The organism is Leifsonia sp. ZF2019, from assembly GCF_019924635.1.
GTDB lineage: Bacteria > Actinomycetota > Actinomycetes > Actinomycetales > Microbacteriaceae > Leifsonia.
In genome coordinates this window covers 1,313,214-1,337,772 of sequence record NZ_CP065037.1, presented here as the reverse complement: position 1 = coordinate 1,337,772, position 24,559 = coordinate 1,313,214, and the positions used below count along the sequence as shown (strand labels likewise).

Genomic DNA, 24,559 nt, shown 5'->3' with positions numbered 1-24,559 from the left:
TCCTCCCTCCGCACATTTGGACCAAATGTCGACTCCGCCGGCGCCGAAGGCGACATTCGGTCCGAATCGGCATGGGGGCCGCGCGGAGGCTCAGCCCTCGCGGGAGATGGTGAGGAGCTTGCCGAGCTCCTCCTTGGTGAGGTCACGCATGGCCCCCACCTTCAGGGTGCCGAGGTGCAGCGGGCCGAACTGCCGGCGCACCAGCTCGATCACGGGATGCCCGACCTCCGCCATCATGCGGCGCACGATGCGGTTGCGGCCCGAGTGCAGGGTCACCTCGACGAGGCTGTCCTTGCCCCCGCCGCTGGACTGGAGCAGGCGGGCGCGGTCGGCGGAGATGGGGCCGTCCTCGAGTTCCACGCCGCGGGTCAGCCGCGCGATCGTCTGCGGGGTGACCAGGCCGCGCACGCGCGCGATGTACGTCTTGGTGACACCGAACGACGGGTGCGCGAGCACGTGGGCGAGTTCCCCGTCGTTGGTCAGGATGAGGAGGCCGGAGGTCTCCGCGTCGAGCCGGCCGACGTTGAAGAGGCGCTCGTCGAACTCCGCCGCGAATCGGGAGAGGTCGGGACGGCCCTGCTCGTCGCGCATCGAGCTGACCACTCCGACGGGCTTGTTCAGCATGATGTACCGGCGGCTGGTGTCGAGCTGCACGGCCGTACCGTCGACGGCGACGCGGTCCTGCTCCGGATCGATGCGGCGGCCGAGCTCGGTCACGACCTGGCCGTTGACCGTCACGCGGCCCTCGACGATCAGCTGTTCGGAGACGCGGCGGGAGGCGACTCCGGCCGCGGCCATGACCTTCTGCAGGCGTTCGCCCTGCGGGGCGTCCACGCGCTCATCCTCAGCGGACATCGGCGTCGAATCCTTCCGCTCCGTCCGCCAGCAGCGGGGAGATCTTGGGCAGCTCGTCCAGTGAGTTGATGCCGAGCTGGGCGAGCAGCAGATCGGTCGTGCCGTAGTTGATGGCTCCGGTCTCGCTGTCGGTGAAGAGCTCGGTGATGAGCCCGCGGCCGAGGAGGGTGCGCACGACCGAGTCGACGTTGACCGCACGGATGGAGGCGATCGCGCCGCGGCTGATCGGCTGCTTGTACGCGATGACGGCGAGTGTCTCGAGCGCCGCCTGCGAAAGCTTCGTCGGGTTCTGCTGCAGCACGTAGCCGGAGACGACCGTGTCGTACTCCGCGCGCACGTAGACGCGCCAGCCGCCGCCGACCTCGCGCAGTTCGAATCCGCGCCGGATGCTGCCGCCCGGTGCCGCGCCGTCGAAGTCCTCGACGAGCACGTCGATCGCCTGCCGCACGCGCTTCACCGGCGCCCCGACAGCCGTGGCGAGTGTCACGACGCTCATCGGCTCGTCGGCGACCATGAGGATCGCTTCCAGCGCGCGCTCGATCTCGGAGTCGTCGACGGGCGCCGGCACCTCCGTCGTGTCCGTCGCCTCGGTCACATCCTCAACCGTCATAATCCGCTCCCAGGTTGGTCAGGTTCTCCTCGGACCAGTGCTCCGCGGTCCAGCGCAGGGTCAGCTCGCCCAGCGGCTCCAGCTGTTCGAAGGCGATGGCCGCGTGCCGGTACAGCTCCAGCACCGCCAGGAAGCGCGCGATCACCACGCCTTTCTGATCGGCGCCCGCGACCAGCTGCCGGAACGACAGCTGGTCTCCGCCGCGCAGCAGGCCGACGACGATCGCCGCCTGCTCCCGGATGCTCACGAGCGGCGCGTGGAGGTGGTCCAGCCCGACGACGGGGATCTCCCGCGGGGTCATCGCCAGCGCCGCGAGTGCCGCGAAGTCGTCGAGGCCGAGGGTCCAGACCAGCTCCGGGTCACGCTGGCGGAACTTGTCCTCCAGCCGCACGGTGCGGGTGTGGCGGGCGCTCTCGGTCTCCAGCGCACGGCCGAACCAGGCCGAGGCCTCCTTGAACGCGCGGTACTGCAGCAGGCGGGCGAAGAGGAGGTCGCGCGCCTCGAGCAGCGCGACGTCCTCCGCGTCGACGAGCTCGCCCTGCGGGAGGAGTCCGGCGACCTTGAGGTCGAGCAGGGTCGCGGCCACGAGCAGGAACTCGCTCGCCTCGTCGAGGCTGTCCTCCGTCTCGAGCGCGCGCAGGTAGGCGATGAACTCGTCCGTCACCCGGCTCAGCGAGATCTCGGTGATGTCGAGCTCGTGCTTGGTGATCAGGGACAGCAGGAGGTCGAACGGACCCTCGAAGGTGCCGACGGCGACGCGGAAGCCGGTGCCCGGCGTCTCCTCGACGACCACGGCGTCGACCGCGGGCTCACCCGGCGGCGCGTCGTCAGGCGACGGCGCCACGGAAGATCAGTTCCCGCGCGAGCTGGCGGTAGGCCTCGGCGGCGGCGTGCTCGGGCGCGAACTGGGTGATCGGGGTGCCGGCGACGGACGCGTCCGGGAACTTCACCGTGCGCGAGATGACGGTCTCCAGCACGCGGTCGCCGAAGGCGTCGACGACGCGCTCCAGCACCTCGCGCGAGTGGAGGGTGCGCGAGTCGTACATGGTCGCCAGGATGCCGTCGAGCTCGATCGCCGGGTTGAGGCGCTCGCGCACCTTGTCGATCGTCTCGATGAGCAGGGCCACTCCGCGCAGCGCGAAGTACTCGCATTCGAGCGGGATGAGCACGCCGTGGCTCGCCGTGAGGGCGTTGACCGTCAGGATGCCGAGCGAGGGCTGGCAGTCGATGAGGATGACGTCGTAGTCGGCGCTGACCTTGCGGAGCACCGAGGCGAGGATCTGCTCGCGGGCGACCTCGTTGACGAGGTGCACCTCGGCGGCGGAGAGGTCGATGTTGGCCGGGATGATGTCGAGCCCGGGGACGCTCGTGGTCTGGATCGCGCCCTGCACGTCGGCGTTGCGATTGAGGAGCAGGTCGTAGATGGTCGTCACGTCGTGCGTCTGCGCGCCGAGACCGGCCGAGAGGGCGCCCTGGGGGTCGAAGTCGATGGCCAGCACGCGCCGGCCGTAGTCCGCGAGGGTGGCGCCGAGGTTGATGGAGGTCGTCGTCTTGCCGACGCCGCCCTTCTGATTGCAGAGCGCCACGATGCGGGCCGGCCCGTGCTGGGCGAGCGGAGTCGGCTGGGGGAACGCGCGCACGGGTCGCCCGGTCGGTCCGAGCTTCGTGGCGAGGGAGGCCTCGTCCATGCCGGGAAGCTCTGTCCTGACCTCGTCGTTGCGCGTCACCGGGGTGTTCCTCGTCCCTCTCCTAGGCGGTCTGTTCAAGGGGACAGTCTATCCGCGGCGCAACGGTGCCGCGGGGCGGCCGGGCGGCGGTTCGCGGGAGGGCGCGCGGCCGGGCGGCTCAGCGCGCCCGCGGGTGCGCCGACGTGTAGACGTCACGCAGCGTGTCCGCCGTCACGAGCGTGTAGATCTGGGTCGTGGCCACCGACGAGTGCCCAAGCAGCTCCTGCACAACGCGCACGTCGGCCCCGCCCGCCAGCAAGTGGGTGGCGAAGGAGTGCCGGAGGGTGTGGGGCGAGATCTCGACCGGCAGCTGCGCGCGCTCCGCGGCGGCCCGGATGATCAGCCAGGCGTTCTGCCGCGACAGACGGGCCCCGCGCATCCCGAGGAACAGCGCGGGCGTCGCCCGCCCCTTCGCCGAGAGCAGCGGGCGGGCGCGCACGAGGTACGCGTCGATGGCCGCGCGCGCGTAGCTGCCGAGGGGGACGATGCGCTGCTTGCTCCCCTTGCCCGTCAAGCGCACGATGTCGGCGTCGATCACGTCGTCCACGTTGAGGCCGACCGCCTCGCTGACGCGTGCGCCCGTCGCGTACATCAGCTCGAGGAGGGCCTTGTCGCGGAGGTTCGCGACCTCCTCCCCGTCCGTCGCCGCCAGCAGGGCCGCCACCTGGTCGATCGTGATCGCCTTCGGCAGGCGGCTCGGCAGCTTCGGGGGACGCACCTCGTGCGCGACGTCCTGCTCCAGTCGGCCCTCCTCCAGGAGGAAGCGGTGGAGGCCGCGCACCGTCGAGAGCACGCGGGCGAGAGAGGAGGCGGTGAGCGGCGACTCCGGGCGCGTTCCGAGGTGGCCGACGAACTCCGCGACCATCGGCGCGGTGACCTCTCGCAGGTCGGTCACCGCGCGCTCGTCGAGCCAGCCGGTGTAGACGGCGAGGTCACGCCGGTAGGCGGCGACGGTGTTCGCCGAGAGCCCGCGCTCGATCGTCACGTGCCGCAGGTAGGCGTCCACCTCCGCCGCAGCGGTCATCCCCTGCCGAGCTTCGGGTGGGTCGGCCAGGGCGCGTCCGCCGGGCCGAGTGTCGCCCAGCCCTTCTCGCGGGCCGTGCGCGCCGCGAGCAGCGCGATGATCAGCGGGGCGTTGTGCACGGTGCGGGCGAGCACGGCGTCGACCGCCTCGTCCAGCGGCAGCCACCGCGTCTCGATGTCCGCCTCCTCCTCCTCGCGGGCGAAGGCCTCCGCCGCCGGGCGCACGCCGCGCGCCAGGTAGATGCGGATGGCCTCGTCGCTGCCGCCGGGGCTCGTGAAGATGTCGTTCAGCACGTTCCACTCGTCGGCGACGAGGTCGGCCTCCTCCGCCAGCTCGCGCTGCGCTGCGACCAGCGGCTCCTCGCCGCGGATGTCGAGCAGGCCGGCCGGGATCTCCCAGTCGCGATGACGCACCGGATGCCGGTACTGGCTGATCAGCAGCACTCGGTCCTGCTCGTCCAGCGCGAACACCGCGACAGCGCCCGTGTGGTCCACATACTCGCGCGTGATGTCCTCGCCGTTGTAGCGGAACACGTCGCGACGCAGGTCCCAGACCTTGCCCTCGAAGACCCTCTCGGAGGAGACCACCTCGGGGTGGAGCGGCTCGTCCGACAGCAGACGGTCCCCCATCAGCCCTCCGCGGCGACGTCGAAGAGGAGGCTGGCCTTCTGGCGCTCGAGCGCCGCGCCGACCAGGCCGGCGAAGAGCGGGTGCGCGCGGTTGGGTCGCGAGCGCAGCTCCGGGTGGGCCTGCGTGCCGATGTAGAACGGGTGCACGTCGCGCGGCAGCTCGACGTACTCGACCAGGTGTCCGTCGGGCGACGTGCCCGAGAACCACAGGCCCGCGTCGGCGATCTGCTCGCGGTAGTTGTTGTTGACCTCGTAGCGGTGGCGGTGGCGCTCGCTGGCCTCGGTGGCGCCGTACAGCTCGGCGGCGAGGGAGCCCTCGGCGAGAGCGGCCGGGTAGAGGCCGAGGCGCATGGTGCCGCCCAGGTCGCCGCCGGCGATGATCTCCACCTGCTCCGCCATCGTCGCGATGACGGGGAACTCGGTCTCGGGGTCGAACTCCGACGACGACGCGCCGCCCAGACCGGCCTCGTGTCGTGCGTACTCGATGACCATGCACTGCAGGCCGAGGCAGAGGCCGAGCGCGGGGAGGCCGTTCTCGCGGGCGAAGCGCAGCGCCCCGACCTTGCCCTCGATGCCGCGCACGCCGAAACCGCCGGGCACGCAGATCGCGTCGACGTCGCTCAGCTGCGCGGCCGCCCCCTCCGCCGTCTGGCACTCGTCCGACGGGATCCACTTGAGCTTCACCTTCGTCTGATGCGCGAAGCCTCCCGCACGAAGCGCCTCGGTGACCGACAGGTAGGCGTCGGGGAGGTCGATGTACTTGCCGACGAGGCCGATGACGACCTCGTGCTTCGGGTCGTGCACGGCCTCGAGCAGGCGCGCCCAGCCGTCCCAGTCGACGTCGTTCGCCTTGTCGAGGCCGAGCTGGTCGATGATGTAGGCGTCGAGGCCCTGGTCGTGGAGCATCGTGGGGATGTCGTAGATGCTCGGCACGTCCACGGCGTTCACGACGGCGCCCTCGTCGACGTCGCACATGAGCGCGATCTTGCGCTTGTTGCTCTCGGAGACCGGGCGGTCGCTGCGGAGAACGAGGGCGTCGGGCTGGATGCCGATGGAGCGGAGCGCCGCGACCGAGTGCTGGGTCGGCTTGGTCTTCTGCTCGCCCGATGCGTTCATGAACGGGACGAGCGACACGTGCACGAAGAAGCAGTTCTTGCGGCCCAGCTCGTGACGCACCTGGCGGGCCGACTCGATGAACGGCTGCGACTCGATGTCGCCGACCGTGCCGCCGATCTCCGTGATGATCACGTCGGGGGCGGGCTCGCCGTCCGGGCCGGGCTGGGCCTGCAGGCGCATACGGCGCTTGATCTCGTCCGTGATGTGCGGGATGACCTGGACCGTGTCGCCGAGGTACTCGCCGCGGCGCTCCTTGGCGATCACGTTCGAGTAGATCTGGCCGGTGGTCACGTTGGCCGACTGGCCGAGGTTGATGTCGAGGAATCGCTCGTAGTGGCCGATGTCGAGATCGGTCTCGGCTCCATCGTCGGTCACGAAGACCTCGCCGTGCTGGAACGGGTTCATCGTCCCCGGATCGACGTTCAGATAGGGGTCGAGCTTCTGCATCACGACGCGGAGCCCGCGCGCGGTCAGAAGGTTGCCCAGGGAGGCCGCCGTGAGGCCCTTCCCCAACGAAGAAACGACACCACCGGTCACGAAGATGTGCTTGGTAGTGCCGTTCGAGATGCCCGCTTCAGATTTATCCACCACGGGCTTGCAGCTTATCACCATCGGCTCGGTCCCCGCCGCACGGGATGCCGCGCTCGCCCGACGGATCAGCGCGCGGCGGCCGCCATCTCGACGAGCTCCCTGGCGTGCGCGAGGCCGCTCTCGGAGTCCGGGAGGCCGGACAGCAGACGGGCCATCTCGGCGATGCGCTCGTCGCCGTCGAGGCGGCGCACGCTGGAGGCCGTGACAGATCCGTCGTTGCCCTTCACGACCGTGAGGTGGTTGGTCGCGAAGGCCGCCACCTGGGCCAGGTGCGTCACGACGATCACCTGCGCGCGCTCGGCGAGCCGCGCCAGCCGCCGGCCGATCTCGATCGCGGAGGCGCCGCCCACGCCTGCGTCGATCTCGTCGAAGATGAACGTCGGCACCGGGTCCGCCCCGGCGATGACCACTTCGATCGCGAGCATGACGCGTGAGAGCTCGCCCCCGGAGGCGCCCTTGCCGAGCGGTCGAGGTTCCGCGCCGGGATGCGGCTGCAGCAGGATGGACACCTGGTCGCGCCCGGTGGAGGAGTACTCCTCGCGCTCGGTCACCTCGACGACCACTCGGGCGTCGGGCATGGCGAGGGCGGAGAGTTCGTCGGAGACCGCGGCGGAGAGACGCTCGGCGGCCTCGCGCCGGCGCGCGCCCAGGTCGGCGGCGAGCTCGGCCACGAGCGCCTCGTCGGCCTCGACCTCCCGGCTCAGCGCCTCGATGCGGTCGGCGTCGCCGTCGAGCTCCAGCAGTCGCAGGCTGCCGGTCTCGAGCGTGCGGATGACGTCGTCGAGGGTGGGACCGTACTTGCGCACGAGGGCGGCGAGCTCTGACCGCCGCTCCTGCACGATCTCCAGCTCGCGGGCGCCGTCGGTGTCGAGCCCGTCGAGGTAGGTCGACAGCTGGGCAGCGATGTCGGAGACGAGGTAGTTCGCGTTGGCCACCGCCTCCGCCAGCGGCCCCAGCGCGGTGTCGTGGGGCGCCATGCGCTCCAGCTGGCGGCGGGCGTTGTCGAGCAGCCCGAGCGCGTCGGCGCCCTCCGACTCCTCCGCCGAGAGCAGCTCGCGTGCGCCGGCCGCGGCGAGCCGCAGCTCCTCCAGATTGGTCAGCCGCTCGGAGCGCTCCGCCAGCTCGTCGTCCTCGCCGGGCTGCGGGGCGAGGGTCTCGATCTCGGACATGGCGACGCGCAGGTCTTCCGCTTCGCGCGAGCGGCGGTCGCGGTCGGTGATCAGCTCGTCGAGCTCGGCGCGGTCGTCGCGCCAGCGATGGAAGACCTGCGCATACGCCTCGACGGCGGCGGCGAAGTCCGGCCCCGCGAAGCGGTCGACGGCCTCACGCTGCGCGACCGCGGAGCGCAGGCGGATCTGATCGGACTGGCCGTGCACGACGACCAGCTGTTCGCCCAGCTCGGTCAGCACGCTCACCGGCGCACTGCGGCCGCCCACGACGGCGCGCGACCGGCCCTCCGCGGAGACGGCCCGGCTCAGCACCAGCTCCGCCTCTCCCCCGCCCAGGGCGTCGACATCGCCGCCCGCGTCGCGGACGCGCTCGACGACGTCGCCCGCGTCGGCGACGCGCCAGCGGCCTTCGACCCAGGCCTGACCACTGCCCAACCGCACCGCGCCCGTGTCTGCCCGCGAGCCGAGCAGCAGCCCGAGCGCCGAGACCACCATCGTCTTGCCCGCACCGGTCTCGCCGGTGATGGCCGTGAATCCCGGCCCCAGGGGCAGGGAGGCGTCCGCGATGACGCCCAGATCTTTGATCGAGATCTCCTCGATCGCTCCACGCACGTCAGTCACGGCCCGCTGGTCCCCTCCATCCCGTGACGGGAAGATCGAACTTGTGCACGAGCCGGTCGGTGAACGGCCCGGGATGCAGCCGGGCGAGGCGCACCGGGATGGGCGAGCGCCGGACGACGACGCGCGCACCGCTCGGGAGGTCGAACGCCCGTCGCCCGTCGCACCAGAGGATCCCGGCGCCGCCGGCGCGGTCGAGCAGCTCGACCGCCAGCGACGATTCCGCGTCGACCACCAACGGCCGCGAGAAGAGCGCGTGCGCACTGAGCGGCACGAGCAGCAGGGCGGCGACGCCGGGCCAGACGACGGGGCCGCCCGCGGAGAACGAATAGGCGGTGGAGCCGGTCGGCGTCGACATCACGACGCCGTCGCAGCCGAAGCTCGACATCGGGCGGCCGTCGACCTCGATGACGACCTCGAGCATCCGCTCGCGGCTGGCTTTCTCGACCGTGGCCTCGTTGAGCGCCCAGCTCTCGTAGACGACCTCGTCGCCCACCTTGACCCGGGCCGACAGCGTCATGCGCTCCTCGACCTCGTAGTCCTTGGCGAGGCCCCGGGCGACGGCGATCTCGAGGTCGTCGCGCTCGCTCTCGGCGAGGAAGCCGACATGACCCAGGTTCACCCCGAGCAGCGGAGCCGCACAGCCTCTGACCAGCTCGGCCGCGCGCAGGATGGTCCCGTCGCCGCCGAGCACGATCACGAGCTCGAGCTCGCTCGGCTTCACCTCGTCGCCGAGCAGGGCGATCCGGTCGAGACCGGGCTCGGCCGCCAGCAGGTCGCGGCGCTCGTCGGCGCTCAGCACCGGGATCACGCCCGCCTCCAGCAGCTGGGTGCACACGCGCACGCCCGCCTCGAGCGAGTCCTGACGACCGGTGTGCGCGACGACGAGGATGTATCGCGTCGCTGCTCCCATACCCGTCACTCCTCTTGCTCGTGTGGTCGTCATCCCATTCTGTCGGAGAATCGGCGCGATCCGGTCGGATCGGCGTCACCTGTGGAGAATTCACGGGATGTTCCGCCGGCCCTGCGCCGCGTGCGCTCCGGGCTCAGCGGGCGAGCTCCTGCGCCCGGTCGAGCCACCCGGTCGGGTTCGTGCCGCGCTGCGTGAGATGCACGAGGAACTCCCGGTTGCCGTGCGATCCGGCGATCGGCGACGCGATGACTCCGGCCGTGCCGAGACCGAGGTCGAAGCCCGCCCAGAGCACGCCGGTGAGGGCGTCCGCCCGCAGCCCGGCGTCGTGCACGATCCCCTCGCGCACTCCCGTGCGACCGACCTCGAACTGCGGTTTGACCAGGAGCACGAAATCGGCCTCCCGCACCGCCGTCTCGCGTAGCGCGGGCAGCACCTGCCCGAGGGAGATGAAGGAGAGATCGGCGACGACCAGGTCGGGACGGACCTCGCTCCCGGTCAGCCCGGCGAGCTGGCCCGCCGTCAGCGAGCGCACGTTGACGCCCTCGAACGACGACAGCCGCTGCTCCTGCCGCAGCTCGGGGGCGAGCTGGCCGTGGCCGACGTCGACGGCGATCACCCGCGCGGCGCCGCGCTCCAGGAGCACCTGGCTGAAGCCGCCGGTCGAGGCGCCCGCATCGAGTGCGAGCCGCCCGTCCACCGGCACCGCGAAGGCGTCGAGCGCGGCGATCAGCTTGTGGGCGCCACGGCTCACGTAGTGATCGGCGCCCGCGACCTCGATCGCCTGGGACTCGCCGACCTTGGCGGACGCACGCACGACGGGGACGCCGTCCACCGTCACGAGGCCCTGCGCGACGAGCGTCGCGGCGTGGGTGCGCGAACGGGCCAGCCCGCGCGCGGCCAGGGCGACGTCGAGCCGGTCAGCCATCGCGGCGGACGTCGGCTCCCTCGAGCCGGTCGGAGAGCTCGGCGTGCAGCTGCGCGTAGGCGTCGGCGCGCGCGGCGAGCGGCTGCTCCTCGATCACCTCGAGGCGCTCCACCAGCGCGTCGTCTCCGTGGTCGCGGTCCTGTTCGGGCATGCGTTCAGGCTACCCCTCCGTCCGGGCCCGGCTACTCGACGAAGACCCCGGCGAGCGTCTTCTTGCCGCGGCGCAGCACGACCATCCCGCCGTCGAGGGCAGCCCCGCCGATCGGCGCCTCGGCGTCCTCCGCCTTCGCGTTGTTGGTGTAGACGCCACCCTGGTCGACGGCGCGACGCGCCTCCCCGAGGCTCTTCGTGAGGCCGGTGTCGACGAGCGCCTGGGCGATCGTGGTGCTCGGCGCCGTCGTGGTGTTCGGCAGCTCGCGCAGGGCCGACTCCAGGGTGCCGCGGTCGAGCGACGCGAGGTCGCCCTGACCGAACAGGGCCCCGGTCGCCGCGATGACCGCCTCGGTCTGCTCGACCCCGTGCACGAGCGCGGTGACGTCGCGCGCCAGCCGCAGCTGGGCCGCGCGGCGGAACGGCTCGTCCGCCACGGCGCGCTCGTACTCGGCGATCTCGTCGCGGGTGAGGAAGGTGAAGACCTTGAGGCGCGCGATCACATCGGCGTCGTCGGTGTTGACCCAGAACTGGTAGAACGCGTACGGGCTGGTGAGAGCCGCGTCGATCCAGATCGCGTTGCCCTCGCTCTTGCCGAACTTGGTGCCGTCGCTGTTGGTGATGAGCGGCGTGCCGATGGCGTGGACGTGCACGCCCTCGACCTTGCGGATCAGCTCCGTCCCGCTGGTCAGGTTGCCCCACTGGTCGCTGCCGCCGGTCTGCAGCACGCAGCCGTACTGGCGGTACAGCTCGAGGAAGTCGAGCCCCTGGAGGATCTGGTAGCTGAACTCGGTGTAGGAGATGCCCTCGTCGGAGTTCAGGCGCGCGGCGACCGCGTCCTTCTTCAGCATGGTGCCGACGCGGAAGTGCTTGCCGATCTCGCGCAGGAAGTCGATGGCCGACAGCGGAGCCGTCCAGTCGAGGTTGTTGACGAGGCGGGCGGCGTTGTCGCCCTCGAAGCTCAGGTACTTCGACACCTGCGCCTGCAGGGAGCGGACCCACTCGGCGACCGTCTCGCGCGTGTTGAGCGTGCGCTCCGCGGTCGGCCGCGGGTCGCCGATCAGCCCGGTCGAGCCACCGACCAGCCCGAGCGGCTTGTGCCCGGCCAGCTGCAGCCGGCGCATGGTCAGCAGCTGCACGAGGTGGCCGAGGTGGAGACTCGCCGCCGTCGGGTCGAAACCGCAGTAATACGTGACCGGTCCGCCCGCCAGGAGCTCTCTCAGTGCGGCCTCGTCGGTGGAGACGTGGACGAGGCCGCGCCAGACGAGCTCGTCCCACACGGTGTCGAAGGACGGGTCGATGGTCTGCGATTCGAGGGTCACGGAGTCGGACATCTGCTCAGATTATCAGCGGGAGGATGCTCTCCTTCTCTCGCGACAACAGGCCTGAAGGCCTGACCTGATTGCCATCAGGTCCCCAAGCCTGATATCATTGCCATCAGGTCTGGAGTCCTGATCGAGGAGGCAGCATGTTCGTCATCACCGCCGACCAGGTCGGCAGCCGCACCGGTCCCGATCTGGCCGCCGAGACGATGACCGTCGTGCAGGAACGCCACGGCGAGCGCCTCGCCCTGCCGGTCGACCGGAACGCCGGCGACGAGCTCCAGGCGCTGACGGCGGACCCGGCCACTGCGCTGGCACTCGTGCTCGAGCTGACCCGCGACGGCCTCTGGAGCGTCGGGGTCGGCATCGGCGCCGTGCGCAGCCCGCTGCCCGCTCAGACGCGCGCGGCGAGCGGGGACGCGTTCGTCGCCGCGCGCACGGCCGTGGGCCGGGCGAAGAGATCCCCGACCCGCCTCGCGGTGGACTCCCTCACGGCTCCCGAGGCCGCCGCCGATGTCGAGGCCCTCACCGATCTGCTGCTCACCCTCCGCGACGGCCGCTCCGCCGCGGGCTGGGAATTGTACGACCTCGTGACGGCCGGTCTCACACAGGCCCAGGCCGGCGCGCGCCTCGGCATCACCCCGCAGTCGGTGAGCGACCGCGCCCGTGCCGCCGGCCTCCGTGTCGAACTGGCGGCCGTGCCCGCCCTGACTAGGCTGTTGGCGAGCGCCGACGCCTCACGCGCAGGCGCCTCCCCCACCGCCGCCGACTCGGAGGACGAATGACGACACTGCCGCCGGCCTTCCTCGCGTTCTGGTTCCCGCACGTGCTGTGGGTGCTCATCCTGCTGCTGACGATCGGCGCCCTCGGTTGCATGGTCGCGACGTTGCGCACGCCGCGTCGCCCGCTGGTCTATACCGGCACCGGCCTCCTCGCGCTCGCGTTCCTCCTCGCGACCTTTCCGCAGCAGGAGGCGCCGATCGAGTTCCGCGTGCTCATCGGCATCGCGACGCTGGCCCTGAGCGTCGCGGGCGGCGGCCCCGCCTCGCAGCTCGTCCTCGCCCTGGCGACGCGCAGCACGACCGTCTCGGGCGACCACGGCGGCATCGTCGTCCACGACCGCACCACTGGAGCCGACGCGACCAGGGAGGTGCTGCGCGGCGGCACGACCATCGGCTTCCTCGAACGCTTCGCCACCACCGGTGCGATCATGGCCGGATTCCCGGAGGCGCTGGGCATCATCGTCGCGATCAAGGGCGTCGGCCGCTTCACCGAGCTGGACGCCGCGGAGGCGCGTGAACGGTTCATCATCGGCACCCTCGTGAGCATCGTGTGGGCCTGCGTGTGCGCCGGCCTGTTCCGGTTCGTGGCGGCCTGAGCTCGCCCCGACTGCCACCGGCGGGGACGAGCGCGGCTGCGCGCCGCGCAGCGGTCGTCCCGTAGCGCAGCACTCGTGCGCGCGGAGCGCTACGAGCCCTGACCTCAGTCGTCCGCTTTCGGGTGCCGCTTGTAGGGCGACACCGTCGGGTCTCCCGGCAACCAGTACCGCCAGGGGAACGCCGCTCCTCCACCCGGGCCGGAGACGCCCGTCCGCGGCCCGGACGCGTACTCGGCCTGCTCGTCCGGCAGCAGCAGTTCGAAGCGACCGCCGAACAGGTCGGCCCCGTCGTCGGCGAGCGCGATGCCCGCCGCCACGACCAGGCGCGCCGGGCCGCGGGCGAGGTCCCGGTGCGGGATGGCCCGGCGGGAGGCGCCGATGCGGCGCTCCTCCGCCAGCGACTGCCCTTCGATCACCTCCGCAGCGCGCAGGAGTACGGCCGTGGCCTCGCCCTCGGGCGAGCAGACGACGTTCGCGCACACGTGCATCCCGTAGGTGAAGTACGCGTAGAGATGGCCGGGTGGCCCGTACATCACCGCGTTGCGCTTGGTGCGTCCGCGGAACGCGTGGGACCCGGGGTCGAGCCCATCGCCGATGTACGCCTCCACCTCCGTGATGCGGAGGCCCACGGTGCCCTGCGCGGTGGTGTGACGGAGCACCGCGCCGAGGAGCCGCGGCGCCACCTCCAGCGACGACGTCGCGAAGGCCTCGCGTCGGGGGTGGTGCAACGGCATCACGGTGCGGCGGCCGTCAGAAGATCCGGCCGCCCGCGGCGACTGCGACGATCAGGCCGACGACGATGACCGCCGCCGCCACCACCACGATGAGCGGGATGAGCCAGGGACGCTTGGCCGGGGTCTTGTCGGGGCCGGCCATCAGACGAGGTCCCGTCGGCTCGCGGCGAACGCACCGGTGAGGGTGCGGACGCGCTCGGTGAGAGTCGCGAGTTGTTCGGCGACGCGGTCGGGCGCGGTTCCGCCCGCGCCGGCGCGACTGGCGACCGAGCCCTCGACCGTGAGCACCGACCGCACCTCCGGGGTGAGCAGGGGCGAGACCGCGGCGAGCTGATCGTCGCCCACCTCGTGCAGCTCCAGTCCGTTCTCTTCGGCGAACTTCACCAGGCTCCCGGTGATCTCGTGCGCGGTGCGGAACGGCACGTGCTGCTTCACCAGCCACTCGGCGACGTCCGTCGCGAGCGAGAAGCCCTGCGGCGCGAGCTCGGCCATGCGGTCGGTGTGGAAGCGCAGGGTCGCGACCATGCCGGCGAAGGCGGGGAGCACGACCTCGAGGGTCTGGACCGAGTCGAACACCGGCTCCTTGTCCTCCTGCAGGTCGCGGTTGTAGGCGAGCGGGAGGCCCTTGAGCGTGGTCAGCAGCCCCGTCAGGTTGCCGATCAGGCGGCCCGACTTGCCACGGGCGAGCTCTGCGATGTCGGGGTTCTTCTTCTGCGGCATGATCGACGACCCTGTCGAGTAGGCATCGTCGAGGGTGACGAAACCGAACTCGCGCGTGTTCCAGAGGATGATCTCCTCGGCGAAGCGCGACAGGTCGACGCCGATCTGGGCGGCGACGAACGCGAACTCGGCCACGACATCCCGCGCCGCCGTCCCGTCGATCGAGTTCTCGGAGCTGGCGGCGAACCCCAGCTCGCGGGCGACCAGGAGCGGGTCCAGGCCGAGGGTCGAGCCGGCCAGCGCGCCGGCTCCGTACGGCGAGACGTCCGCGCGCTTGTCCCAGTCGGCCAGGCGCTCGAGGTCGCGGACCAGCGGCCAGCAGTGCGCGAGCAGGTGGTGGGCGAGCAGCACGGGCTGCGCGTGCTGGAGATGGGTGCGACCCGGCAGGATCGCCGTGGGGTGCGCGTCCGCCTGCGCTGCGATGGCGTCGATCAGACCGATGATGCGCTCCGCGATGACCCCGGCGTGGTCGCGCAGGTAGAGGCGGACGAGGGTGGCGATCTGGTCGTTGCGGCTGCGACCGGCGCGCAGCTTGCCGCCGAGATCGGCGCCTGCACGCTCGATCAGTCCGCGCTCCAGCGCGCCGTGCACGTCCTCGTCCGATTCGAGTGCGGCGAAGGCTCCCGAGACGACGTCCGCGTCGAGTCGGTCGAGCGCGTCGAGCATGCCCGCCAGCTCGGCGTCGTCGAGGTAGCCCGCCGCCGCGAGGGCCCGGGCGTGGGCACGCGAGCCTGCGATGTCGTAGGCCGCGAGCGCCCAGTCGAAGTGGGTGGACTTGCTCAGCAGTGCGAGCTCGGGCGACGGCCCTCCGGCGAACCGGGCGCCCCAGAGGGAGCCCTCTCCGGTCTTGCCGACGCCGGTGCCGTTGTCGTCCTGGCTCATGCGGCCTCCTCCTGGTTCTTCTGAAGCAGCCACGTCAGCAGGGCCTTCTGCGCGTGGAGGCGGTTCTCGGCCTCGTCCCAGATCACGGACTGCGGGCCGTCGATGACCTCCGCCGCCACCTCGTAGCCGCGGTAGGCGGGCAGGCAGTGCAGGAAGACCGCGTCGGGCGCGGCCTTCGCCATGATCGCCTCGTCGACCTGGTAGTCGCCGAACGTGGCGAGGCGCTGCGCCTTCTCGGCCTCCTGACCCATCGACACCCAGGTGTCGGTCACGACGACGTCGGCGCCCTCGGCGGCCGCTGCGGCGTCCGTGAGCACCCGCACGGAGCCTCCGGTCGTTTCCGCGATGCGGGCGGCGTCGGCGAGGATGGCCGCATCCGGCGCGTACTCCGCGGGGGCGGCGATGCGCACGTGCATGCCGGCGGTCGCGCCACCGAGCAGGTACGAGTGGGCCATGTTGTTGGCGCCGTCGCCGAAGTAGCTCATCGTCAGTCCGGCGAGCGAGCCTTTGTGCTCCTGCACCGTCTGGAGGTCGGCGAGGATCTGGCAGGGGTGGAACTCGTCCGACAGCGCGTTGACGACCGGGACGCGTGTCCCCGCGGCCATCTCCTCCAGTCCGGCCTGGGCGAACGTGCGCCAGACGATGGCGGCGACCATGCGCTCCAGCACGCGGGCGGTGTCGGCGATCGACTCCTTGCCGCCGAGCTGGCTGTCGGCGCTCGAGATGATGAGCGGGCTGCCACCCAGGTCGGCGATGCCGACCGCGAACGAGACGCGTGTGCGCGTCGATGTCTTGTCGAAGACCACGGCGACGGTCTGCGGGCCGTCGAGCGGCTTGCGCGCGAACCGGTCGCGCTTGAGCTCGGCCGCCAGGGCCAGGATCTCGGCCTGCTCGGCAGGGCTGATGTCGTCGTCGCGAAGGAAGTGCCTGGTCATCGGTGCCTTTCGTCCCACAGGGGGCGGTTCGTCTCGGGAGGTCAGAGGGCCGCGAGCGCGCGGCCGAAGCGCTCGCGGAACTCGGCGAGCTCGGCGTCGCCCACGATCAGCGGCGGCGCGAGCCGAATGCTCGACTCGTTCGGCGCGTTGATGATGAGCCCTTCGGCGAGCGCGGCGTCGGAGAGGCGGTGCGCCTCCCCGCCGGTCAGGCCGATGCCGATCAGCAGGCCCGACCCGCGCACGGCGTCGATGAGGGGGGAGTCGTACGAGCGGATGATCGCGCGCAGCTCCTCCCCGCGGCGGGCTGCGTTCTCCACGAGCCCCGCGCGCTCGATCTCGCCGAGCACGGCGTTGCCCGCGGCGGTCGCCAGCGGGTTGCCGCCGAAGGTGGACCCGTGCTGGCCCTGGCTGAACAGCTCGGATGCCCAGCCGAAGGTCACGAGCGCGCCGATGGGCACCCCTCCGGCGATGCCCTTCGCGACGGTGACCGCGTCGGGCAGGATGTCCGCGTGCTGGTACGCGAACCAGCGTCCCGTGCGGCCGACGCCGGTCTGGATCTCGTCGAGGATCAGCAGCGCCCCGTGCTGCTCGGTCAGTTCGCGCGCCCGGGCCAGGTAGCCGTCCGGCAGCTCGAGCACGCCGGCCTCGCCCTTGATCGGCTCGACGAAGAGCGCGGCCACGCGGTCGTCGATCGCCGCCTCCAGCGCTTCGACGGTGGAGTCGATGTGCTCGACGCCCCCGGGCAGCGGCTCGAACGCCTCGCGCATCGGCGGCTTGCCGGTCAGGGCGAGCGAGCCCATCGTGCGCCCGTGGAACGCGTTGTTCAGCGCGAGCACGCGGGTGCGCTTGCCGTGCGGGCCGCGGTTCAGGCGGGCCAGCTTGAACGCGGCCTCATTCGCCTCGGCGCCCGAGTTGCCGAACAGCACACGTCCCTGATCGCCGGCGCCGGTGATGGTGCGGAGGCGCTCGGCGAGCTCCAGCTGCGGCGGTGTCGAGAAGTAGTTGGAGACGTGGGCGAGCGAGCCGATCTGGCTGCTCACGGCCTCCACCAGGGCCGGGTGGCCGTGACCGAGGGAGTTCACCGCGATCCCGGCGAGGAAGTCGAGATACTCGTTCCCGTCGATGTCCCAGACGCGGCAGCCCGCGCCGCGCTCCAGCATGAGCTTCGGCGTCGCCAGCGTGCGCATCATCGCATCGCCGTACCGGCCCTTCCACTGCCCCTGAGTCAGCTCGCTCACGCGGGCACCACCTCCGTTCCGATTCCGGACTGCGTGAACACCTCGAGCAGGATCGAGTGCGGCACGCGCCCGTCGATGATCGCCGCCTTCGGCACTCCGCCGTCGACCGCGTCGAGGCAGGCCGCCATCTTCGGGATCATGCCCGACTCGAGCGACGGCAGCAGCGCCCGCAGGTCGTCCGCGTCGATCTTCGACAGCAGCGAGTCGCGGTCCGGCCAGTCGCTGTAGAGGCCGGCGACGTCCGTCAGGATGACGAGCTTGGCGGCTCCGAGCGCGACGGCGAGGGCGGCGGCCGCCGCGTCGGCGTTCACATTGAGGGCCTGACCGGGGTCGTCCACGTCGGGCGCGATCGACGAGACGACCGGGATGCGGCCGGCCGCGATCTGCGCGTGCACCGCCTCCGGGTTCACGCCGATCACATCGCCCACGAGACCGAGGTCGACCTCCTCGCCGTCCACGATCGCGCCGCGGCGACGGCCCTGGAACAGGCCGGCGTCCTCCCCCGAGAGGCCGGCGGCGAGCGGCCCGTGCTTGTTGATGTTGCTCACGATGTCGCGGCTGATCTGCCCGGTGAGCACCATGCGGACCACATCCATCGCCTCCGGGGTCGTCACGCGGTACCCGCCGCGGAACTCGGAGTGGATTCCGAGCCGGTCGAGCATCGCCGAGATCTGCGGGCCACCGCCGTGCACCACCACGGGGCGGATGCCGGCGTAGCGGAGGTACACCATGTCCTCGGCGAAGGTGCGCTGGAGCTCCTCGCTGACCATGGCGTTCCCGCCGAACTTGATCACGATGATCTGGTCGTGGAACCGCTTGAGCCACGGCAGCGACTCGATGAGGGTGGCGGCCTTCGCCGCGGCGGCGGACTGCTCCGCCCCGTCGTCGACGGCCTCGGTGTCGGTGTCTGCGTTCGTCGTCATGTCAGCTCGCGTAGGCGCTGTTCTCGTGCACGTAGTCATGCGTGAGGTCGTTGGTCAGGATGGTCGCGGTCTCGTCGCCGGCGTGGAGGTCGATGAGCACGTGGACCGCGCGCGGGTGCAGGTCGACGAGGTCGCGAGGCTGGTCCGGCTCCCCCGCCGTGCACACCTGGACGCCGTTGATGGCGACGTCGATTCCGTACGGGTCGAACTCCGCGTCGGTCGTGCCGACGGCGGCGAGCACCCGGCCCCAGTTGGGGTCGTTGCCGAAGATCGCGGCCTTGAACAGATTGCTGCGGGAGACGGCGCGGCCGACCGTGACGGCGTCGTCCTCCGAGTGCGCGTTGACGACCTGGATGGCGATGTCGTGCGAGGCGCCCTCCGCGTCCGCCTGGAGCTGCTCGGCCAGACTGCGGCAGACATCGGTGAGTGCGAGCGCGAAGGCGGCCTCGTCCGGGACGACGCCGCTGGCGCCGGAGCCCAACAGGGCCACGGTGTCGTTGGTCGACATGCAGCCGTCGGAGTCGAGACGGTCGAAGGTGACCCGGGTCGCGGCGCGCAGTGCGCGGTCCAGCTGGCCGGAGTCGAGCACGGCGTCGGTGGTGAGCACGACCAGCATCGTGGCGAGGCCGGGGGCGAGCATCCCCGCGCCCTTCGCCATGCCGCCGACCGTCCATCCCTCGGGTGCGCGGTGCTCGGCCTCCTTGGGGCGGGTGTCCGTGGTCATGATCGCCTCGGCCGCGCCCAGACCGGCATCCGTCGCGAGAGCGGCCGAGGCGGACTCCACGCCGGCGACGAGCTTCGCGAGATCGAGCTGGTCGCCGATCAGCCCGGTCGAGCAGACGAGCACATCGCCCGCCGAGACGCCGAGCCGCTCGGCCACGGCCTCCGCGGTCGAGTGGGTGGTCTGGAAGCCCTGCGAACCGGTATAGCAGTTGGCGCCGCCAGAGTTGAGCACGATGGCCGAGACGACGCCGTCGGCGATGACCTGCTCGCTCCACAGCACCGGGTTGGCCTTGCAGCGGTTGGTGGTGAAGACGGCGGCGGCCGCGGTGAGCGGGCCGAGGTTGCGCACCAGCGCGAGGTCGCGCTTGCCGCTGGACTTGAGCCCGGCGACGACGCCTGCCGCGCTGAATCCCGATGCTGCGGTGACGCTCATGATGTGGCTCCGACCTCGACGATGCCCGCAGTGACACAAATGCTCATCAGGGTGCTACTCCATTCACGCTGAGCCCGGCGGTCTCGTCGAGACCGAGGGCGATGTTCGCGGACTGGATGGCGGCGCCCGCAGTCCCCTTGTAGAGATTGTCGATCGCGAGCACCGTCACGACCCGGCCGGCGGCCTCGTCGAGGGCCACGCCGATCGCGACGGTGTTCGACCCGAGCACATCGGCCGTGCGCGGGACCGTTCCGGCGGGCAGCACGTGCACGAACGGCTCGTCGGCGTAGGTGTGCGCCCAGGCCTCCTGCACCTGCTCGGCGGTGACGCCGGGCTTCACCCGGGCGGTCGAGGTGGCGAGAATGCCACGCGACATCGGCACGAGCACCGGCGTGAACGACACCGTCGGCTCGGCGGCGCCCGCCTTCCGGAGGTTCTGCTGGATCTCCGGGATGTGGCGGTGCGTCCCACCGACCGCGTACGGGTTGGCCGAGCCGAGGATCTCGCTCGCGAGGTACATCGTCTTGAGGCTCTTGCCCGCACCGGACGGCCCGACGGCGAGGACGGCGACGATGTCCTGGTCGTCGATCAGCCCCACCTGGATGCCCGGAGCGAGTGCGAGCGAGACGGCGGACGCGTTGCAGCCGGGAGCCGCGATCCGCTTCGCGCCGATGATGTGGTCGCGCTGGCGGCCCGCGCCGACGGGCAGTTCGGGGACGCCGTATGCCCACGAGCCGAAGTGCTCGCCGCCGTAGAACGCCGCCCAGTCGGCCGGGTCCTCCAGGCGGTGGTCCGCACCGCAGTCGACGACGAGCGTCTCGGCGGGCAGCTGCGCCGCGATCTCGCCGGACTTTCCGTGCGGCAGCGCGAGGAACACGATGTCGTGCCCCGCGAGGTTCTCCGCCGTGGACTCCACGAGGGTGAGGTGCGCCAGCGACCGCAGGTGCGGCTGGTGCGCGATGAGGGGGTGACCGGCGTTCTGGTGGGCGGTCACGGTGCGGATCTCGAAGTCCGGGTGGTCGGCGAGGATGCGGAGGAGCTCCCCACCCGCGTATCCGGAGGCGCCGGCGACGGCGACCGAGAAGGTCATGCTACTTCCTTAGTGAGTGGACGACAGGGGCCTCGGCGACGGCGACGCCCACGTCGACCCACGAAGGGTCGCCCGAGCGCCGCCTAGATTCGGCGGTCGCGCAGGCGTCGGCGCAGGGCACGGGCGGCGAGGGCCGCACGCGAACTCGCGGTGCACCGGACGGAAAGCATGCGTCCACCCTAGCGGGCGTGCGGCGCCCGCCGCCACTCGGCGGGCGCCGCACGGGGTCATTCGCGGACGGTCGCGCCGAACCGCTCGGCGGCCAGCGCCGCTCCCGCGAGCTTGGCCTCGCTGGCCTCGGCGGCGGTGAGGGTGCGGTCCTCCGCGCGGAAGCGCAGAGCGAAGGTGAGGCTCTTCGCCCCCTCCGGCAGCCCCGCTCCGCGGTAGTCGTCGACCAGACGGATGTCCTCGAGGAGGGCTCCGGCACCGGTCTGCACGGCGGCGAGGACCTCGGCGGCCGGGACCTCGGCGGGGACGACGAGGGACAGATCCTGCGTCGCCGCGGGGAAGCCGGCGATCACACGCGCGACGACATCGGCCGGGGCGACGGCGATCAGCGCGTCGAGGTCGAGCTCGAAGACCGCGACCACGCGCGGCAGGTCGAGCTCGGCCGACAGGGCCGGGAGCAGCTCGCCCGCGTAGCCGACGGCCGTCTCCGTGCCGTCGCCGGCCCGTGCGACCACGCGTGCCGTCCGTCCCGGGTGGAGCGCCTGGTGGCGGGCCTGCTCGACGCGGACCTCCACCCCGGCCGCGACCGCCGCCTGCCGCACCATCGCCAGCGCATCCGCCAGGCCCGCCGCAACGGCGTCCTGTCCCGGCTGCTTCTCGACCCGGTTGCCGACGACCAGCCCCGCGAGGTGCCGCGGCTGGGCCGGGATGCCCGCGTTCAGAGCGGCCAGCGTCCCCTCGTCGGGCAGGGCCGCGCCGACGGGGAGGGACGCACTGCCGAGCGGCGCGTCCCCCGGGAGGAAGACCGTCCCGATCTCGTAGACGGAGAGATCGACGAGCCCGCGGGCGATGTTGCGCTTGGCGACATCGATCAGACCGGGGAGCAGGGACGTGCGCAGGAACGGCGCGGTGGCATCGAGGGCGTTCGCGAGCTTGACCGCCCGCACGCCGCCCGCCTCCGGGGCGCCGAACAGGTCGTTCTGCGCCGCGCTCACGAACGGGAAGGCGAGGACCTCGGTCGAGCCGTTGTCGGCAAGGGTCTGGGCGACCGCCCGACGGAGCTTCTGCTCGCGGCTGAGCCCGCGCCCGGGAGGGGCGACCGGCAGCACCGACGGGATGCGGTCGTAGCCGACGATGCGTGCGACCTCCTCCGCCAGGTCCGACTTGTCGAGCAGGTCGGGGCGCCAGCTCGGCGGCACGACGAGCAGTGCACCGGCGCCCTCGGAGACGGAGCCGCCGATCTCGGCGAGCGCTCCGCGCACCTCGTCGTCGGTGAAGTCGACGCCGATGAGGGAGGCGATGTAACCATCGGGAAGGGTGATCGCCTGGGCGTCGGCGGCCTCGTCGTAGAGCGAGCCCAGTTCGTCCGCGTGACCGCCGGCGAGCTGCTCGAGCAGCTGCACCACGCGCGCCGCGGCGGCAACGGCCACGCGCGGGTCGACGCCGCGCTCGAAGCGCTTGGACGCCTCGCTCGGCAGCTTGTGCCGGCGCGCGGTGCGGGCGATCGACACGGGGTCGAAATTCGCGGCCTCGATGAGCACGTTGGTCGTTCCCTCGCCGATCTCGGTGGAGGCGCCGCCCATCACACCCGCGAGGCCGATGGCCCCCGAGTCGTCTGTGATGAGGAGGTCTTCGACGTGCAGTGCGCGCGCCTGCTCGTCCAGCGTGACGAGGGTCTCGCCCGGGTGCGCGCGGCGCACGACGAGGCCGCCGGCGATCCTGTCGAGGTCGTAGGCGTGGATCGGCTGGCCGAGCTCCAGCATCACGTAGTTCGTGATGTCGACGATGAGCGAGATCGAGCGGATGCCGGCGAGCGTGAGCCGCGACACCATCCACGGCGGCGTCGGGCGGCTGCCGTCGACGTCGCGCACGACGCGCGTGACGAAGACGCTGGAGCCGATGCGCCCGCGGATCGGGGCACGGTCGTCGATCGCGACGGAGAACCCGTGCGCGTGTGCACCGGCCGGGGCGACGGCGACGGCGTCGGCCGGGTCGCGGAAGGCGGCGCCCGTGGCATGCGAGTACTCGCGGGCGATGCCGCGGATCGAGAACGCGTAGCCGCGGTCCGGGGTGACGTTGACCTCCACCGCCGTGTCGTCGAGCCCGAGCAGCGAGATCGCGTCGGTGCCGACCTCGGGGTCGAGCCCGAGGGTGACCAGGCGCAGGATGCCCGCATGGTCGTCGCCGAGGCCCAGCTCGCGCGTGGAGGCGATCATGCCGTCCGACACGTGGCCGTAGGTCTTGCGCGCCGCGATGGGGAACGGACCGGGGAGCACCGAGCCGGGAAGGGTCACCACGACCTTGTCCCCGCGCAGGAAGTTGCTCGCGCCGCAGACGATGCCGCGCACGTCCTCGCCGCCGTCGGCCGCGCTCCGCCCCTCGGGGGCGACGCGCACCTGGCACCAGCGGATGGTCTTGCCGTTGCTCTGCGGTTCCTCGACGAAGTCGAGCACCTCGCCGACGACGACCGGGCCGGAGATCTCGAACGTGTGGACGTCCTCCTCCTCCAGCCCGACCGCCACGAGCGCGGCGTGCACCTCGTCGGCGGTGGTTCCGGGTTCGAGGTCGACGTACTCGCCGAGCCAACTCAGGGGGACGCGCATCAGACCACCATTCCGAACTGCTGGGAGAACCGGACATCGCCCTCGGCCATGTCGCGCATGTCTTTGACGTCGTTGCGGAACATCAGTGCCCGCTCCACGCCCACGCCGAAGGCGAAGCCCGAGTAGACGTCGGGGTCGATGCCGGCGGAGCGGAGGACGTTCGGGTTGACCATGCCGCAGCCGCCCCACTCGATCCAGCGGGCGCCGCCCTTGAAGGTCGGGTGCCACAGGTCGAGCTCGGCGCTCGGCTCGGTGAAGGGGAAGTAGTTCGGCCGCAGGCGCACCTTCGCGCCCTCGCCGAACAGTGTCTTCACGAAGTGGTCGAGTGTTCCCCGCAGGTGCGCCATCGTCAGGCCCTTGTCGACGGCGATGCCCTCGATCTGGGTGAAGACGGGCAGGTGCGTCGCGTCGAACTCGTCCGTGCGGAACACGCGCCCGGGCGCGATGCGGTAGACCGGCAGCTCGTCGCCGAGGAGCGCGCGCAGCTGCACGGGAGAGGTGTGGGTGCGCAGCACGAGGTGCGCATCGGTCGGCTCGACGAAGAAGGTGTCCTGCATCGCTCGCGCCGGGTGGTCGGCGTCGAAGTTCAGCGCGTCGAAGTTGTACCACTCGCTCTCCAGCTCGGGGCCCTCCGCGACCTCCCAGCCCATGCCGACGAAGATGTCGCCGATGCGCTCCTGAAGCAGTGCGAGCGGGTGGCGCGCGCCCGGGGTCCAGCGCGAGGGGAGCGCGGTGACGTCGACCGTCTCGGCGGCCAGCGCGGCGGCCTCCTCCTGGGCGGCGATCTGCTGCTCCTTGGCGGCGAAGGCCTGGCTGACGCGGCCGCGCGCGCCGCCGACGAGCTTGCCCGCGGCGGCCTTCTGGTCGCCCGGCAGGGAGCGGATGCTCGCGTTCAGGCGGGCGAGCGGCGAGCCCTCCGCGGTGTGCTCGTGCCGCACGGCCTTGAGCGCGGCCGAGTCGCCCGCGGCGTCGATGGCAGCGAGCGCCGCCTCGACCGCCGCTTCGACCGATCCTTCGGTGATTTCGGTGGTTTCAGACACGGTTCCCAAGTCTAGCCGCCGGGCACCGCGCGCACAGGCCGCGG

24 protein-coding genes are annotated in these 24,559 nt (G+C 71.7%); 2 read left to right on the top strand and 22 right to left on the bottom strand.

Annotated elements, in window-relative coordinates; genetic code table 11:
* Positions 1-90: 90 nt before the first annotated feature.
* From IT072_RS06540 to tyrS, 12 genes are all read right to left on the bottom strand, one after another.
* Positions 91-855 (bottom strand): pseudouridine synthase, encoded by a 765-nt coding sequence (locus IT072_RS06540; protein WP_223360149.1) that lies wholly within the window; start codon positions 853-855, stop codon positions 91-93.
* Positions 845-1,465: an SMC-Scp complex subunit ScpB gene (gene scpB / locus IT072_RS06535; protein WP_223360148.1), complete on the bottom strand. Its 621-nt coding sequence runs from the start codon at positions 1,463-1,465 to the stop codon at positions 845-847. Before scpB ends, IT072_RS06540 begins: the two co-directional genes overlap by 11 nt.
* Positions 1,455-2,309 (bottom strand): segregation and condensation protein A, encoded by an 855-nt coding sequence (locus IT072_RS06530; RefSeq protein WP_223360147.1) that lies wholly within the window; start codon positions 2,307-2,309, stop codon positions 1,455-1,457. Before IT072_RS06530 ends, scpB begins: the two co-directional genes overlap by 11 nt.
* Complete coding sequence (locus IT072_RS06525; protein WP_223360146.1) at positions 2,293-3,192, bottom strand: ParA family protein; 900 nt, start codon at positions 3,190-3,192, stop codon at positions 2,293-2,295. Before IT072_RS06525 ends, IT072_RS06530 begins: the two co-directional genes overlap by 17 nt.
* A 118-nt stretch (positions 3,193-3,310) precedes the next feature.
* On the bottom strand, positions 3,311-4,216 hold the full coding sequence (gene xerD / locus IT072_RS06520) for a site-specific tyrosine recombinase XerD (protein WP_223360145.1): 906 nt from the start codon (positions 4,214-4,216) through the stop codon (positions 3,311-3,313).
* Positions 4,213-4,845, bottom strand: coding sequence for an NUDIX domain-containing protein (locus tag IT072_RS06515; protein ID WP_223360144.1), 633 nt, complete (start codon positions 4,843-4,845; stop codon positions 4,213-4,215). The genes xerD and IT072_RS06515 overlap by 4 nt, the downstream gene beginning before the upstream one ends.
* Complete coding sequence (locus IT072_RS06510; protein WP_223360143.1) at positions 4,845-6,572, bottom strand: CTP synthase; 1,728 nt, start codon at positions 6,570-6,572, stop codon at positions 4,845-4,847. The genes IT072_RS06515 and IT072_RS06510 overlap by 1 nt, the downstream gene beginning before the upstream one ends.
* A gap of 44 nt (positions 6,573-6,616) precedes the next feature.
* The gene (gene recN / locus IT072_RS06505) at positions 6,617-8,341 is read right to left on the bottom strand and encodes a DNA repair protein RecN (protein ID WP_223360142.1); all 1,725 of its coding nucleotides are present in this window, start codon (positions 8,339-8,341) and stop codon (positions 6,617-6,619) included.
* Positions 8,334-9,251 (bottom strand): NAD kinase, encoded by a 918-nt coding sequence (locus tag IT072_RS06500; RefSeq protein WP_223360141.1) that lies wholly within the window; start codon positions 9,249-9,251, stop codon positions 8,334-8,336. The genes recN and IT072_RS06500 overlap by 8 nt, the downstream gene beginning before the upstream one ends.
* Positions 9,252-9,384: 133 nt before the next feature.
* Positions 9,385-10,176 carry a TlyA family RNA methyltransferase gene (locus IT072_RS06495; RefSeq protein ID WP_223360140.1) on the bottom strand — a complete coding sequence of 264 codons (792 nt, stop codon included), beginning with the start codon at positions 10,174-10,176 and terminating at the stop codon, positions 9,385-9,387.
* Positions 10,169-10,327: a hypothetical protein gene (locus tag IT072_RS06490; protein ID WP_223360139.1), complete on the bottom strand. Its 159-nt coding sequence runs from the start codon at positions 10,325-10,327 to the stop codon at positions 10,169-10,171. Before IT072_RS06490 ends, IT072_RS06495 begins: the two co-directional genes overlap by 8 nt.
* 31 nt (positions 10,328-10,358) lie before the next feature.
* On the bottom strand, positions 10,359-11,660 hold the full coding sequence (gene tyrS / locus IT072_RS06485) for a tyrosine--tRNA ligase (protein WP_223360138.1): 1,302 nt from the start codon (positions 11,658-11,660) through the stop codon (positions 10,359-10,361).
* Between the two features lie 134 nt (positions 11,661-11,794).
* On the opposite strand from tyrS, the gene IT072_RS06480 reads away from it, so the two are divergent.
* Together IT072_RS06480 and IT072_RS06475 are read left to right on the top strand one after the other, a co-directional pair.
* Positions 11,795-12,433 (top strand): DNA-binding protein, encoded by a 639-nt coding sequence (locus IT072_RS06480; protein WP_223360137.1) that lies wholly within the window; start codon positions 11,795-11,797, stop codon positions 12,431-12,433.
* The gene (locus IT072_RS06475; RefSeq protein WP_223360136.1) at positions 12,430-13,026 is read left to right on the top strand and encodes a hypothetical protein; all 597 of its coding nucleotides are present in this window, start codon (positions 12,430-12,432) and stop codon (positions 13,024-13,026) included. Before IT072_RS06480 ends, IT072_RS06475 begins: the two co-directional genes overlap by 4 nt.
* A 104-nt stretch (positions 13,027-13,130) precedes the next feature.
* On the opposite strand, the gene IT072_RS06470 is transcribed toward IT072_RS06475, so the two are convergent.
* The 10 genes from IT072_RS06470 to pheS all read right to left on the bottom strand — a co-directional run bounded on the left by IT072_RS06470 (position 13,131) and on the right by pheS (position 24,515).
* The gene (locus IT072_RS06470) at positions 13,131-13,760 is read right to left on the bottom strand and encodes a DNA-3-methyladenine glycosylase (protein WP_223360135.1); all 630 of its coding nucleotides are present in this window, start codon (positions 13,758-13,760) and stop codon (positions 13,131-13,133) included.
* Positions 13,761-13,776: 16 nt separating this feature from the next.
* On the bottom strand, positions 13,777-13,902 hold the full coding sequence (locus tag IT072_RS21255) for a hypothetical protein (protein ID WP_263282064.1): 126 nt from the start codon (positions 13,900-13,902) through the stop codon (positions 13,777-13,779).
* On the bottom strand, positions 13,902-15,362 hold the full coding sequence (gene argH / locus IT072_RS06465) for an argininosuccinate lyase (protein WP_223360134.1): 1,461 nt from the start codon (positions 15,360-15,362) through the stop codon (positions 13,902-13,904). Before argH ends, IT072_RS21255 begins: the two co-directional genes overlap by 1 nt.
* Entirely contained in the window at positions 15,359-16,297 is a 939-nt protein-coding gene (argF, locus tag IT072_RS06460; protein ID WP_223360133.1) for an ornithine carbamoyltransferase, read from the bottom strand. The genes argH and argF overlap by 4 nt, the downstream gene beginning before the upstream one ends.
* Positions 16,298-16,338: 41 nt before the next feature.
* The gene (locus tag IT072_RS06455; RefSeq protein ID WP_223360132.1) at positions 16,339-17,535 is read right to left on the bottom strand and encodes an acetylornithine transaminase; all 1,197 of its coding nucleotides are present in this window, start codon (positions 17,533-17,535) and stop codon (positions 16,339-16,341) included.
* Positions 17,532-18,458, bottom strand: coding sequence for an acetylglutamate kinase (gene argB / locus IT072_RS06450; protein WP_223360131.1), 927 nt, complete (start codon positions 18,456-18,458; stop codon positions 17,532-17,534). Before argB ends, IT072_RS06455 begins: the two co-directional genes overlap by 4 nt.
* Position 18,459: 1 nt before the next feature.
* A complete protein-coding gene (gene argJ, locus IT072_RS06445) occupies positions 18,460-19,614 on the bottom strand; it encodes a bifunctional glutamate N-acetyltransferase/amino-acid acetyltransferase ArgJ (RefSeq protein ID WP_223360130.1) in 1,155 nt (384 codons plus the stop codon).
* A 46-nt stretch (positions 19,615-19,660) separates the two neighbouring features.
* Entirely contained in the window at positions 19,661-20,704 is a 1,044-nt protein-coding gene (gene argC / locus IT072_RS06440; RefSeq protein ID WP_223360129.1) for an N-acetyl-gamma-glutamyl-phosphate reductase, read from the bottom strand.
* Positions 20,705-20,931: 227 nt separating this feature from the next.
* Positions 20,932-23,475: a phenylalanine--tRNA ligase subunit beta gene (gene pheT / locus IT072_RS06435; protein ID WP_223360128.1), complete on the bottom strand. Its 2,544-nt coding sequence runs from the start codon at positions 23,473-23,475 to the stop codon at positions 20,932-20,934.
* Complete coding sequence (gene pheS / locus IT072_RS06430) at positions 23,475-24,515, bottom strand: phenylalanine--tRNA ligase subunit alpha (protein WP_223360127.1); 1,041 nt, start codon at positions 24,513-24,515, stop codon at positions 23,475-23,477. Before pheS ends, pheT begins: the two co-directional genes overlap by 1 nt.
* Between the last annotated feature and the right edge of the window lie 44 nt (positions 24,516-24,559).

Bases quoted from the DNA above. Each gene is read 5' to 3' on its own strand.
- IT072_RS06495 (WP_223360140.1), bottom strand. From the start codon at position 10,176: ATGGCTGACCGGCTCGACGTCGCCCTGGCCGCGCGCGGGCTGGCCCGT.
- IT072_RS06475 (WP_223360136.1), top strand. From the start codon at position 12,430: ATGACGACACTGCCGCCGGCCTTCCTCGCGTTCTGGTTCCCGCACGTG.
- IT072_RS06510 (WP_223360143.1), bottom strand. From the start codon at position 6,572: ATGGTGATAAGCTGCAAGCCCGTGGTGGATAAATCTGAAGCGGGCATC.
- tyrS (WP_223360138.1), bottom strand. From the start codon at position 11,660: ATGTCCGACTCCGTGACCCTCGAATCGCAGACCATCGACCCGTCCTTC.
- pheT (WP_223360128.1), bottom strand. From the start codon at position 23,475: ATGCGCGTCCCCCTGAGTTGGCTCGGCGAGTACGTCGACCTCGAACCC.
- argB (WP_223360131.1), bottom strand. From the start codon at position 18,458: ATGACGACGAACGCAGACACCGACACCGAGGCCGTCGACGACGGGGCG.
- argC (WP_223360129.1), bottom strand. From the start codon at position 20,704: ATGACCTTCTCGGTCGCCGTCGCCGGCGCCTCCGGATACGCGGGTGGG.
- IT072_RS06480 (WP_223360137.1), top strand. From the start codon at position 11,795: ATGTTCGTCATCACCGCCGACCAGGTCGGCAGCCGCACCGGTCCCGAT.
- IT072_RS21255 (WP_263282064.1), bottom strand. From the start codon at position 13,902: ATGGCCGGCCCCGACAAGACCCCGGCCAAGCGTCCCTGGCTCATCCCG.
- argH (WP_223360134.1), bottom strand. From the start codon at position 15,362: ATGAGCCAGGACGACAACGGCACCGGCGTCGGCAAGACCGGAGAGGGC.
- argJ (WP_223360130.1), bottom strand. From the start codon at position 19,614: ATGAGCGTCACCGCAGCATCGGGATTCAGCGCGGCAGGCGTCGTCGCC.
- IT072_RS06540 (WP_223360149.1), bottom strand. From the start codon at position 855: ATGTCCGCTGAGGATGAGCGCGTGGACGCCCCGCAGGGCGAACGCCTG.
- IT072_RS06515 (WP_223360144.1), bottom strand. From the start codon at position 4,845: ATGGGGGACCGTCTGCTGTCGGACGAGCCGCTCCACCCCGAGGTGGTC.
- argF (WP_223360133.1), bottom strand. From the start codon at position 16,297: ATGACCAGGCACTTCCTTCGCGACGACGACATCAGCCCTGCCGAGCAG.
- xerD (WP_223360145.1), bottom strand. From the start codon at position 4,216: ATGACCGCTGCGGCGGAGGTGGACGCCTACCTGCGGCACGTGACGATC.
- scpB (WP_223360148.1), bottom strand. From the start codon at position 1,465: ATGACGGTTGAGGATGTGACCGAGGCGACGGACACGACGGAGGTGCCG.
- IT072_RS06500 (WP_223360141.1), bottom strand. From the start codon at position 9,251: ATGGGAGCAGCGACGCGATACATCCTCGTCGTCGCGCACACCGGTCGT.
- IT072_RS06490 (WP_223360139.1), bottom strand. From the start codon at position 10,327: ATGCCCGAACAGGACCGCGACCACGGAGACGACGCGCTGGTGGAGCGC.
- IT072_RS06470 (WP_223360135.1), bottom strand. From the start codon at position 13,760: ATGCCGTTGCACCACCCCCGACGCGAGGCCTTCGCGACGTCGTCGCTG.